At 58.9% G+C, this 13027-nt stretch carries 10 protein-coding genes; 7 read left to right on the top strand and 3 right to left on the bottom strand.

The window, feature by feature from the left end:
• Positions 1-83 precede the first annotated feature (83 nt).
• From WA922_RS08850 to gyrB, 3 genes are read right to left on the bottom strand one after another with little or no spacing between them, the layout of a single operon-like run.
• Complete coding sequence (locus WA922_RS08850) at positions 84-1271, bottom strand: NAD(P)/FAD-dependent oxidoreductase (protein WP_424771334.1); 1188 nt, start codon at positions 1269-1271, stop codon at positions 84-86.
• A gap of 18 nt (positions 1272-1289) precedes the next feature.
• Positions 1290-2042: a M50 family metallopeptidase gene (locus WA922_RS08845; RefSeq protein ID WP_424771333.1), complete on the bottom strand. Its 753-nt coding sequence runs from the start codon at positions 2040-2042 to the stop codon at positions 1290-1292.
• A 47-nt stretch (positions 2043-2089) separates the two neighbouring features.
• Positions 2090-4633: a DNA topoisomerase (ATP-hydrolyzing) subunit B gene (gene gyrB / locus WA922_RS08840; protein ID WP_424771332.1), complete on the bottom strand. Its 2544-nt coding sequence runs from the start codon at positions 4631-4633 to the stop codon at positions 2090-2092.
• Between the two features lie 122 nt (positions 4634-4755).
• Between gyrB and WA922_RS08835 the strand changes: the two genes are divergently transcribed.
• The 7 genes from WA922_RS08835 (at position 4756) to WA922_RS08805 (ending at position 12975) form a co-directional block, all read left to right on the top strand.
• The gene (locus WA922_RS08835) at positions 4756-6141 is read left to right on the top strand and encodes an L-serine ammonia-lyase (protein ID WP_424771331.1); all 1386 of its coding nucleotides are present in this window, start codon (positions 4756-4758) and stop codon (positions 6139-6141) included.
• A 30-nt stretch (positions 6142-6171) separates the two neighbouring features.
• Positions 6172-7725 carry a class I adenylate-forming enzyme family protein gene (locus WA922_RS08830; RefSeq protein WP_424771330.1) on the top strand — a complete coding sequence of 518 codons (1554 nt, stop codon included), beginning with the start codon at positions 6172-6174 and terminating at the stop codon, positions 7723-7725.
• A gap of 186 nt (positions 7726-7911) precedes the next feature.
• The gene (locus WA922_RS08825) at positions 7912-8613 is read left to right on the top strand and encodes a hypothetical protein (protein ID WP_424771329.1); all 702 of its coding nucleotides are present in this window, start codon (positions 7912-7914) and stop codon (positions 8611-8613) included.
• A gap of 838 nt (positions 8614-9451) precedes the next feature.
• A complete protein-coding gene (gene guaA, locus WA922_RS08820) occupies positions 9452-11056 on the top strand; it encodes a glutamine-hydrolyzing GMP synthase (protein WP_424771328.1) in 1605 nt (534 codons plus the stop codon).
• Positions 11057-11060: 4 nt separating this feature from the next.
• Positions 11061-11264 carry a hypothetical protein gene (locus WA922_RS08815; RefSeq protein ID WP_424771327.1) on the top strand — a complete coding sequence of 68 codons (204 nt, stop codon included), beginning with the start codon at positions 11061-11063 and terminating at the stop codon, positions 11262-11264.
• A gap of 59 nt (positions 11265-11323) precedes the next feature.
• Positions 11324-12007, top strand: a complete 684-nt coding sequence (locus WA922_RS08810) for an endonuclease III domain-containing protein (protein WP_424771326.1) — start codon at positions 11324-11326, stop codon at positions 12005-12007.
• Positions 12004-12975, top strand: a complete 972-nt coding sequence (locus WA922_RS08805; protein WP_424771325.1) for an NAD(P)H-dependent flavin oxidoreductase — start codon at positions 12004-12006, stop codon at positions 12973-12975. The genes WA922_RS08810 and WA922_RS08805 overlap by 4 nt, the downstream gene beginning before the upstream one ends.
• Positions 12976-13027: the final 52 nt, after the last annotated feature.

The following is a 13027-nucleotide window of genomic DNA, read 5'->3' as shown; positions in this document are numbered from 1 at the left end:
CGATGCGGCCACTCACACACAAAGTAAAGTATCGGCTGCGCCATCCTGATGGGCAGCGGCCCATCCGCTGGACCCCAATATACTCAGACAGCTTGGGCAGCGGCCCAGCCGCTGGACCAAGCCCATTGGAAATTATACCCGCCAAGCCAGCCAGTTACATCAGCCGCTTCGCCAATCACATAGAGGCCCGGGACTTTGCGCGCTTCCATTGTCTTGGAGGAAAGCTCTTTCGTATCGATCCCGCCAGCGGTCACTTCGGCTTTGGCAAACCCTTCGGACCCGTTGGGGTGAAATGTCCAGCGTGCCAGTTGCGCTTCGGCGGCGCGAAGGGCTTTGTCAGAGACGTTGCCAAGCTCGGTTTCGATGCCGAGGCGGCCGGATAATGTAGTGGCTAGCCGGTCGGATAATACGTCCTTCAGCTTAGCCTTCACCGTACTGCGCGGGGTTTCGCGTTTCGCTTCCAGCAACCAGCCTTCGGGCCGGTCCGGTAGGAAGTCGATTGTAATCGGCTCGCCATGTTTCCAATAGGAGGAGACTTGCAGGATGGACGGGCCCGACAGGCCTTTATGCGTGAACAATGCCGCTTCGCGGAACGTGGTTTTACCGCTGCGTGCATCGACAGTGGCCGATACGCCCGACAGATCGCGGAACAGCACATCCTCCCCGCCAAGCGTCAGCGGGACGAGTGCCGGGCGCGGCTCGATAATTTTCAGCCCGAATTGCCGCGCCAGATCATAGGCAAATCCGGTAGCCCCCATTTTCGGGATGGACGGGCCGCCAGTGGCGATGACCAGAGAATGCGCGCGGTGGACCTGCCCGTTCGCGGTGATAACAAATGCACCATCTTGCCGCGCCGCATCGGTAATATCCTGATCGCACAGAAGCTGCACATCGCCGCCAAATTCGGCTGCCCGGGCGCATTCGTCCATCAGCATGGCGACAACCTGTTTGGCGCTGTTATCGCAAAATAGCTGACCCAGCGTTTTTTCGTGCCATGCAATGCCGTGTTTCTCGATCAGGTCGATAAAATCGCGCGCAGTGTACCGGCTCAGCGCGGATTTGGCGAAATGCGGATTGGCGGACAGATAATGGGCGGGACCCGCATGGATGTTGGTGAAATTGCAGCGGCCCCCGCCCGAAATCAGGATCTTCTTGCCCGGCTTGGCGCTGCGTTCGAGCACCAGGACCCGCTTGCCCCGCTGCCCTGCCTGGGCCGCGCAGAACAGCCCGGCAGCGCCGGCGCCCAGGATGATCGTGTCGAAAACAGGCATTAAGGCTGCAACGCTGCGTTAACGCCGGCCCGGCTGCCAGCCGCCGAGGCTGTCATCTTCGGCCAATGCATATTTCAGGCTCGCCCCGATCATCACGCCTGAGATAATGATGATGACAATCGCCCAGAACCAGTATGGCAACAGCAGCACTTCGGCGATTGCGCCGGTGTCAGAAAGGATCACTTGCCCGCCAATATTCGCGCTTTGTGAAAACAGATAATCCCAATCGCGGAACATGCTCATTGCGGCAAGAATACCGAGGAACTGCAGCGCGAACCGCACCAGCCAGTCAGCCCCGCGTAGCGAAATCGCGATGACAGCAGCTGCAATCAGTGGCAGCACGATGATGCCGGTTATGCTGCGGACCCAGATGATGGTCGATAGCGTAATGGCAGCGGCAAGGCCGGCCAGGGCAGGCCGCCAATATTTCTTCCGGCTGCTCGCCAGAATAAGGATTGAGCCGATCATGCTGGGGCCTAGCGGTCCGCCCGCGCTTACCAATGCGCTCGCGATCGCCGATTTGGGTCCGATGCTGTAGGATTGCGCAAAGCCCGATCCGTCGGGGAAGATTTTCAGCAGTTCGAAATCATAACCCAGCAACATGGCTGTCAGCCCGTGGCCCATTTCGTGAAACCAGGTGGTCAGGATGGTGAAGGGATAGATAATATAATTGCCCAGCGGCAATTGCGGCAAGAACATCACCAGCACCCCCGCCAGAATCAGGCGGCCAACCTGTTCCTCTTGCGAGCCAGGGCGGACGGACCAGCTCAATCGGGCCGCCTCATCGGGCGACGCTGCGCAACCCGTTACCGGGCAGATTACACGTCAAGATTGGCGACATTGAGCGCATTATCCTGGATAAATTCACGGCGCGGTTCCACTACATCGCCCATCAGACGCGTGAAAATCTCGTCGGTCACATCGGCGTCCTCGACTTTCACTTGCAGCAAGGCGCGGTTATCCGGGTCAAGAGTGGTTTCCCACAATTGTTCGGCATTCATCTCGCCCAGCCCTTTATAACGCTGGCTCGACAGACCTTTCCGGCCCGCCGCCAACACTGCATCGAGCAATTGCGTGGGCCGGGTAATGGCATCGGCATCGCTGACATCGCCAATTGCCACAATGTCCGCGCTGTCTGCATCATCATCGTCATCGTCAGACGCGCCTTTGACCAGCCGGGAGGCAGTTTCATAAATTTCTGCATTCTCGCTCGTCAGGCGGTGCAATTTGCGCGCTTCGGCGCTGGTGACAAAGGCAGCATCAATTTCATGTGCGTCGGTCACGCCGCGCCATAGCCGCTTCATCAATACCGATCCATCGGCGCGCATTTCGGCCGACCATCTGGCTTCGCTATCGCCCATTTGGAGGCGCTCGGCCGCTCTGCCGAGCGCGCTTTCGCGGCCGCTACGGTCAAGATCAGGATCGAATGCGCCGGCCAGCGCCATCGCCTCGATCATGCCGCCATCATATTTGTTAGGCACGAAAGCCATCAGATTGCGGATCCGCAAAGCGTGTTCGACCAGCGATTCCAGATCACCGCCGCTGCGTGCACCGCTCTCGTTTTCCAGCACGCGGCCCTGCAATCCGCCCGCGACCAGATAACGGTCCATCGCCGCCTGGTCTTTCAGATAGACTTCGCTGCGACCCTTGGCGACTTTGAACAAAGGCGGCTGCGCGATGAACAGGTGACCGTTCTTGATGATCTCGGGCATTTGCCGGTGGAAGAATGTCAGCAGCAATGTCCGGATATGCGCGCCGTCAACATCCGCATCGGTCATGATCACGACTTTGTGATAGCGCAGCTTCTCGATGTTGAACTCGTCGCGAATACCGGTCCCCATCGCCTGGATCAGCGTGCCGACTTCCTTGGAGGATATGATCCGATCAAACCGTGCGCGCTCGACATTGAGGATCTTGCCCTTGAGCGGCAGGATCGCCTGATAATGCCGGTCGCGCCCCTGCTTGGCGCTGCCGCCCGCAGAATCGCCCTCGACCAGGAACAGTTCGGATTTTGCCGGATCGCGTTCCTGGCAATCGGCCAGCTTGCCCGGCAGGCTGGCAATGTCCATCGCGCCTTTGCGGCGGGTGAGCTCGCGCGCTTTCTTGGCCGCCTCACGCGCCGCAGCCGCATCAATCACTTTTTGAATGATGGTTTTTGCATTGGCCGGATTTTCCTCCAGCCATTCGGTCATCTTCTCGCTCATCAAAGCTTCCAAAGGCTGGCGCACTTCGGAGGAGACCAGCTTGTCCTTGGTCTGGCTGGAAAATTTCGGATCGGGCAATTTAACCGATACAATCGCGGTCAGCCCTTCGCGCATATCCTCGCCCGATAGTGACACTTTCTCCTTCTTCATCATGCCAGAGGCCGCCGAATAATTGTTCAGCGTCCGTGTCAATGCCGCACGGAATGCGGCGAGATGCGTGCCGCCGTCACGCTGCGGAATATTATTGGTGAAGCACAGGACGTTCTCGTAATAGGAATCATTCCATTCCAGAGCGACTTCGATACCGATGCCGTCCTTCTCCGCCGAAATCGCAATCGGATTGTCAATCAGAGGCTGTTTGTTGCGATCGAGATAGGATACGAACGCGCCAATCCCGCCTTCATAAAACAGGTCATGTTCCTGCATTTCCTCGCCGCGCTTGTCGCGCAGCAAAATATGCACGCCCGAATTGAGGAAAGCGAGTTCGCGGTAACGGTGCTCCAGCTTCTCAAAATCATACACAGTGACGTTTTTGAATGTGTCGTCGCTGGCCAGAAAAGTGACGCGGGTCCCCTTCTTGAAACCGTTCGCATCGCCATTGCTGGCGACTTTGGGCGCATCGCCCACCACTTCGAGCGATTTGGCAGTTTCGCCATGCTCAAACCGCATCCAGTGCTCCTTACCATCGCGCCAGATGGTCAGTTCCAGATATTCGCTCAGCGCATTGACCACTGACACACCAACCCCGTGCAGACCGCCGGAGACTTTGTAAGCGTTTTCATCATTCGTATTGTCAAACTTGCCGCCGGCGTGAAGCTGGGTCATGATGACTTCTGCCGCAGACACGCCCTCTTCCTTGTGCATGCCCACCGGAATGCCGCGGCCATTATCCTCGACAGAGACCGATCCGTCCGGGTTCAGTTCGATCAGGACAAGGTCGCAGTGCCCCGCCAATGCCTCGTCAATCGCATTATCCGACACTTCGAACACCATATGATGCAGACCGCTGCCATCATCGGTATCGCCGATATACATGCCCGGCCGCTTGCGAACTGCATCCAAACCTTTGAGAACTTTGATGGAATCGGCCCCGTATTCGCCCTGCTGGACAATTTTTTCACGTGGTGTGTTTTCGGCATTTTGGGATGTTTCGCTCATCCGTAATATATAGGCGCTGCAGGGGCCAATCCCAAGCGAAATGGCCAATCTTCCCACAGATACAAATGGGTTGGTTTCACCTGTAACCGGTTGACGGAAATCGCTTTGCGGCGCATCGCACCTTGATGCTTTCGGTACTCGACATTTTCCGCATCGGCATTGGTCCCTCCAGCTCGCATACGGTCGGGCCGATGCGGATCTCGGCCATGTTTATCCGCGCATTGAAACGCTCTGCAAAGCTGGACCGGGTGGCGCGTGTGCATATCGAATTGCAGGGCTCGCTCGCACTGACCGGGGTTGGCCACGGTACTCCGCGCGCGGCGCTATTGGGGCTGATGGGGCACCGGCCTGAAACATATGACCCGGCCCAGGGCGATGCCCAGCTAGACCGGATTGATGCGGCGCATCGGATGGCACTGGATGGCCGGTACGATATCACTTTTGATCCGCAATCCGATATCGATCTGGCGGGGCATATCGTCCCCGATCTGCATCCCAACGGTATGCGGTTACGCGCTTTTGACAGCGTGGACGGGGTCCTGTCAGACCGGACATATTACTCCACCGGCGGCGGGTTTGTCGCGACCGAGCGGCAATTGGCCAAGCCGCCACAGGACGACCGGATCAAGGTTGGTCTTGTGGTCCCGCATTCTTTCGGCTCAGCCGCGGAATTGCTGGCACTGTGCAAAGATACCGGAATGGGCGTTGATCAGCTTATTCTCGCCAATGAAGATGCGATGCGGCCGCGCAGCAAGACCGAAGCGGGCATTGATCTGGTCGCACAGGCAATGGATGGCTGCATCGACCGGGGGCTCACTCAGACCGGCATCCTGCCCGGCGGATTGAAAGTGCGCCGCCGCGCGCCGGAATTATGGGCCAAGCTGGAAGCGGCACCGCAATCGAATGAGCGCGAACAATTGTTCGACTGGCTCAATTGCTTTGCGATGGCCGTGAACGAGGAGAACGCGGCAGGCGGCAAAGTGGTGACGGCGCCCACCAATGGCGCGGCGGGTATACTGCCATCGGTCATGCGGTTCTACTGCCTCGATCCAGAAGAACGCGCTTGCCGGGACAGCCGCCGGAAATTTCTGCTGACTGCAGGCGCGATCGGGCTGCTGTACAAACAGCGCGCCAGCATATCGGGCGCGGAAATGGGCTGTCAGGGGGAAGTGGGCGTGGCCTGTTCGATGGCGGCGGGCGGCCTGGCGGCGTTATGGGGCGGCACCCCGACCCAGATCGCCAGCGCGGCGGAAATCGGCATGGAACATAATCTGGGCCTCACCTGCGATCCGGTTGGCGGCCTGGTCCAGGTGCCGTGTATTGAACGTAACGCCATTGGCGCGGTGAAAGCTGTCAATGCCGCCCGGCTCGCCATGCACCGTGATGACGTGTCGATTGTCTCGCTCGATCAAGTGATTGAAACGATGCGCCAGACCGGCCTTGATATGTCCACCAAATATAAGGAAACCAGCCAGGGCGGGCTGGCGGTCAATGTGATCGAGTGTTGATTGGCGCAGCGGGAGGGGTAGGGCCGGCCTATGACCACGGATGATATTCTCGCCAAACTTTCGCAGCCAAGCGGAACTTACCGCGAAATTCTGAGCGACTGGGCGGCGCTGCAGCCCGGCCATACGGCTTTGATTGACAGTCACGGCCGAGTGTCGTGGGCCGAGATGATGGACCGGGCAGAGCGGATAGCGGCGCGGTTGCGGGCGACCGGGTTGCAGCCGGGCCAAGCGGTCGCGATCCTTGGCACATCGACCAGTAATTATGCGCTGGTGTTTCTCGCGGCGGTTCTGGCAGGCGGGGTTGCGGCTCCGCTGACGACCAGTGCCAGCCCCGCGCAATTGGCGGGTATGGCGAGCGATTCCGGGGCAAGGCATCTGTTTATAGACCGCGCAAAACTCACCGAACTGGGGGCTGGTTTCATGCCCGGTATGGAGCGGATTGTTCTGGGCGAGGATTTATCAGATTGGATGGCGCCCAGCGGTTCCGCGCCGGGCATGGGCAGGCCGGGCGCAGATGCGCCGTTCAACATCATCTATTCCAGCGGTACCACTGGTATTCCCAAAGGGATCGTTCACTCGCACAGGATGCGCTGGCGGCAATTCGCGCCCACCGCTGCATCCTATCTGGGTAGCGGACGCAAGACACGCTCTTTAACGTCAACCCCGCTCTATTCCAACACCACGATGGCAGCGTTTCTGCCGGCTTTGCTGGCGGGCGGCACGGTGACGATCATGGAGAAATTTGATACGCGCGCGTGGCTTGCGGCGGCCGAGCATGGCCGGATCACCACCACGATGCTGGTCCCGGTGCAATATCAGCGATTGATGGATGAGCCTGCATTTGATGCGTATGATCTGTCCCATCTGGCGATCAAATATTGCACCTCGGCGCCGTTTTCGGCGGCACTGAAAGCAGAAGTGCTACAGCGCATGCCGGGCGCCTTGATAGAGATCTATTCGATGACCGAAGGCGGCGTGGTGTGCTTGCTCTATGCGCATGAACACCCCGACAAACTGCACACGGTCGGTACGCCCGCGCCGGGGAGCGAAGTGCGCGTGATGGGCAGGGATGGCAATGTGCTCGGCCCGGGCGAAACGGGCGCGTTGATTGGCCGCGGTCCTGCAATGATGAGCGGATACAGGAATCAGCCGGAAAAAACCTCCCAGGCGCAATGGATCGATCCCGAAACCGGTAAATGGTGGATGCGCATGGGCGATATTGGCCGGATTGATGCGGACGGGTTTGTCGAACTGGTCGGGCGCGCGAAGGATATGATCATATCAGGCGGGTTCAATATCTATCCGGTCGATCTGGAAACCGAGCTGCTCAAGGAAAAGGGCGTAATCGAAGCGGCTGTCATCGGGATGCCGAGCCGCAAATGGGGCGAAACGCCGGTCGGTTTCGTGACTGTGGACAGCGGAACCAGCAGCGACACGATCCTGTCAGCGGTAAATGCCCGGCTCGGCAAGACGCAGCGTTTGGCGATGCTGCATATTATTGCCGAAATGCCGCGCAGCCACATTGGAAAACTGCTGAAAACGCAATTGCGCGAAGATGCGGCGCGGCGCGGATTGCCCGATTGATCGCGGCTTAGTGTCGGATTGTCTGACAGTCCGCTTATATCCAACATCGCGTTAACCATTGACAATGGCAAGAATGCTCGCCTGTTCAGACTTGGCATCATCCCTGCTTTAACCCTACCACCAATGTGGCGCAGTCCGGTTTTCGCATTTCCGGCAGCGCCCATTGGTTCGCTCGGGGTGAACATAATGATCACGCGTAACCGGATTATTGCAACGCTGGCTCCCGCGCTGGCAGCCGCGCTGGCAGCCGCGACAACGCCCCCTGTAAACGCCTCCGCCACTGATCATGTCTCCAGCAACGCGGCCAGCACTCACTGCCTGCATGGTCTATGGGCCGGCGCCGCTGGCAGGGGATGCTTAAAACGATATTCTTTCCATGATGGGTCCACGGTCTTGCAAGATATTGTGGCTGGCCCCGCAACCTTTCCTGGCGCGGCGGCCAACAATCCGGGTAAATCTTCAGCGTTCAATCTGCAGCTTAAAGCATATCAGGACGCGCTGACACCGGGCCAGACGTATAAAGCCCGCAGCGCCTATAATATGGCGGCAATGGGTTTTTATTCGCAAGCAAGCGGCACCATCACCACCGGCGGCAAGGTGTATGCCTTACACCCGCATGGTCCAACCCCACGTCCAACCCCACGTCCGGCCCCTCGTCCGGTTACTGTCCAGACCGGCGCCGGTGCCAATGACAGAACCGGCGATTTCGGCGGTTCGGCACGGTTCACCATTCTTGGCCCCTCGGGCTGGTCATTGCCGCATTGGGACAATAGTTTCATCCTGCCGCCGCGCGCCGCCACCAAAGTTTCCGCGCCTGGAGGTATGGCATTACTTGGTCTCTCTCTGGTTGTTCTGTGGGCCGTTCGCCGCCGTAATACGGGGTATTAGAGGGCGGTGAGGCCTGCCCCGCATACGGAATCACAATCGCCAGAAGTTGGGGAAACGCGGCGCCCCTTCCATATCAGGGGGTGCTGAAGGCGCGCCGCGTCTCGTATCGCTATCACCCCGGAAGCAGGCAGCCCGGGTTGGGGTGTGGGCTGCGGCTATACGGCCCTTGCAGGGCGCAGAAATGATAGCCGGAACCAATCCGCGCACATCGTGCTGCCTGATGGTCCCGCGCATGCCGGCAGAGTTTGGGAGAGGAGGAAATCCCCACCGGCAATATGGTCCAGTTAGTGTTGCAAAGGGCTTCACACAAATGCGTAAATACACATAAATATGCAGTTTTTTGCAACATTAGTTGAAATCAGGTGATTGCGGGGCTCAGCATCAAACCGCTCAGCGATGCGGCGAAAACAAAAACAAAAGCCCGTTGCGAAAAAGCACGCATGATTAAGTCCTTTCAATGGTCAATGCGTCAGCAGATGATGCTGCGATATCTAAATGACGTTTCGCCCGTTACGCATCATTGGTTACACATTGCCTAATAATATTGCGCGGTTGGCATATATCGTGTCGCGCGTGGTGGTGGCTCGCAGTTCAGCGCGCCACCAGCCTCGCTGGCTCATCAGCCCGCAAGGCATCCAATCCCGCCAATCCAGTCAGTCCAGTCAGTTCCGCGTGCCGCACCGGCCCCGCGCGCCGTGCATGGCAGTATGATCGCTGTGCCCTGTGCCCATCACCCAGGCGACACCGATGCGGCATGGATGCGACACGGATGCGGCATGGGTGATGGGCCATGCCGCGCGCTTGCCAGCATCCCGATCGCTGCTTAACGCCCTGCATCATGACCCAAGATCATCTTCCTGATTCTATCCTGGCCGATACTGGCATGGCTGATTCTGTCCTGATAGTCGATTTCGGCAGCCAAGTAACTCAGCTGATCGCGCGCCGTGTGCGCGAAGCGGGCGTCTATTCGGAAATCGCCCCGTTCACGATGGCCGAAGCCGCATTCCACCGGATGAAGCCGAAAGGCATTATCCTGTCAGGATCGCCCGCCAGCGTACCCGATCGGGGGTCCCCCCGTGCGCCGGATGCATTGTTTGAAGCGGGCGTGCCGATCCTTGGCATTTGCTACGGCCAGCAAGTGATGACGCATCAGCTTGGCGGCGAAGTGCGGCCGGGGCACGAAACCGGCGAGGGCGGCGAATTTGGCCGGGCGTTTCTGACCGTCACCAAGGCATGTCCCCTGTTTGACGGCCTATGGAATGTGGGTGAACGGCATCAGGTGTGGATGAGCCACGGCGATAAGGTCACCAGATTTGCTGACGGATTTGAGATTGTTGCCACCAGCGACGGCGCACCCTTTGCGGTCATCGCTGACGAGAAGCGCAAGTTTTACGGGACCCAGTTCCATCCCGAAGTCGTGCATACGCCTGACGGGGCAAAGCTGCTCGCCAATTTCGTTCACCAGGTCTGCGGGCTGGCGGGGGATTGGACAATGGCGGCCTATCGCGACACCAAAATCGCTGAAATACGCGCGCAAGTGGGCGATAAGAGGGTTATTTGCGGTTTGAGCGGCGGCGTCGATAGCTCGGTTGCGGCGATCCTGATCCACGAGGCGATTGGCGATCAGCTGACCTGTGTATTCGTCGATCACGGCTTGCTCCGCCAGAACGAGCGCGAGCAGGTCGAACAGATGTTCCGCGGCCATTACAATATCCCGCTGGTCGTCGTGGATGCCGAAGACCGCTTTATGGCGGGCCTTGCGGGCGAAACCGATCCGGAGAAAAAGCGCAAATTCATCGGCGGCGAATTTATCAATGTGTTTGAGGAAGAAGCGGCGAAAGTCGGCGGGGCGGATTTCCTCGCGCAGGGTACGCTGTATCCCGATGTGATCGAAAGCGTGTCTTTCACCGGCGGGCCAAGCGTCACGATCAAGAGCCATCACAATGTCGGCGGCCTGCCCGAACGCATGAACATGCAGCTGGTCGAACCTTTGCGCGAACTGTTCAAGGATGAAGTGCGCGATCTGGGCCGCGAGCTGGGACTGCCAGACATGTTCGTCGGCCGCCACCCTTTCCCTGGCCCGGGCCTCGCCATCCGGATCCCAGGCGAAGTGACCAAGGAACGCTGCGATATATTGCGCAAAGCCGATGCGATCTATCTCGAAGAGATCCGTAACGCCGGATTATATGACGCGATCTGGCAAGCCTTCGCGGTCCTGCTGCCGGTTAAAACCGTCGGCGTGATGGGCGACGCGCGCACATATGACAATGTCTGCGGTCTGCGCGCCGTCACCAGCACCGACGGGATGACGGCGGATGTCTACCCGTTTGACGCGGGCTTCCTGACGGGGTGCGCGACGCGGATCGTCAATGAAGTGCAGGGCATCAACCGCGTGGTCTATGATTACACCAGCAAACCGCCGGGCACGATTGAGTGGGAGTGAGAGCATGGCCGCGATCTGCATACCCGCCGCGATCCCGCCCGAGCTGTGCGCGATTGATGACGAGCTGAAAGCCATTTACCACAGCGCAGACAGCGTCTGTATCTGGGTTTTCAAAAGCCGGAAAGATCGCAACCGATTTGTTGAGGAAAGTGCAGGGATGGTAAAGAGCGAGCGCGAGGCGCTGTTTGCCCGCTACCTGCATGCGTAACGCGCAGCCTTCTGGCGGGCGGCTGCGGAACGATTGACCTGACACCGCGCTGTAGCGTTATGCGCGGTACACTTGGCACTGACGAGATCGAGAACGTCTATCGCAGACTGGCCGAGACCATGCCGGGACGCACCGCCGATGCGAAAGGGCCTAAAGGACAGCCCGACGCATTCCGGTCTTGCATCTCCTGCATGCTGTCTGCCCAATCGCTCGATCGCAATACCGCCAAGGCCGCGCGCGCCCTGTTTGCTTTGGCGCATACGCCCGAGGCAATGCTCGAACTGGATGACCGCGCCATTGCGGCTGCGATCAAACCATGCGGGCTGTATAATGTGAAAACCCGCAATATCCGCAAATTTTGCGAGAGCTTGATAGCGGAGCATGGCGGCGTGGTGCCCGGCACCCGCGCGGGGCTGTTATCTCTGCCCGGAATCGGCCGAAAATGTGCTGATATTGTGCTGTCTTTCACTTTTGGGCACGATGTGATTGCGGTGGATACCCATGTGCACCGCGTCTGCAACCGGATCGGCTTGGCCGATGCCAAACTCGCTGACGCTACGGCACGGCAGCTTGAGGCACGCTCACCCGAATGGGCCTTGCGAGACGGGCATTTCTGGCTCATTCAGCTCGGAAAGCGAGTGTGCAAAGCGCGCACTCCGCATTGTGAAACCTGCCCGGTTTCGGACCTGTGCCTATGGTTCGCAGACCGGAAAAATGACACAGACAGGGGAGAGACACCATGAAAACCGCCATCACCGACATGTTTGGTATCGAGCATCCGATCATCCAGGGCGGCATGCATTATGTCGGCTTTGCCGAAATGGCGGCGGCGGTGTCCAATGCGGGCGGGCTGGGCATTATTACCGGCCTCACCCAAAAAACGCCTGAATTGCTGGCCAAGGAAATCGCCCGCTGCCGCGACATGACCGACAAGCCGTTTGGTGTGAATCTGACGTTCCTGCCAACGGTCAACGCGCCGGATTATCCCGGCTATGTCCGCGCGATTATCGAAGGCGGTGTGAAAGCGGTCGAAACTGCGGGTAACAATCCCGCGCAGGTGCTGCCTTTCTTCAAGGAAGCGGGCGTGAAAGTCATCCACAAATGCACCAGCGTGCGCCATGCCCTCAAGGCACAGAGCATTGGCTGCGATGCGGTATCGGTTGACGGGTTTGAATGCGGCGGCCATCCCGGTGAAGACGATGTTCCCAATTTCATCCTGCTGCCGCGCGCCGCCGACGCGCTGGACATTCCCTTCGTATCGTCAGGCGGGATGGCGGATGGCCGCTCGCTGATGGCCAGCATCGCTCTGGGTGCATCGGGCATGAATATGGGCACCCGGTTTATCGCCACCAAAGAAGCGCCGGTGCATGACAATGTGAAAGCCGCCATCGTTGCCGCAAGCGAGCTCGACACGCGGCTGGTAATGCGCCCGCTCCGCAATACCGAGCGGGTGATGACCAATGATGCGGTTGAGCGTCTGCTCGAAAAAGAGAAAGCCCTGGGCGCGGATCTCAAATTCGAGGATATTATCGAGGAGGTCGCGGGCGTCTATCCGCGGATCATGATGGACGGCGATATGGATGCCGGTGCGTGGAGCTGCGGCATGGTCGCGGGCCTCATTAACGACATTCCCAGCTGTAAGGAACTGATTGACCGGATCATGGCCGAGGCGGACGATATCCGTCAGCGGATGAACGCGATTTCTGCCTGACCCCGGCATAAAAACGCTGTTACAGCACGCGATCGGCAAAAAAGGCGTTATC

This window comes from Pontixanthobacter sp., from assembly GCF_049682855.1.
Lineage (GTDB): Bacteria > Pseudomonadota > Alphaproteobacteria > Sphingomonadales > Sphingomonadaceae > Pontixanthobacter.
This window is presented reverse-complemented; position numbering and strand designations above follow the sequence as displayed.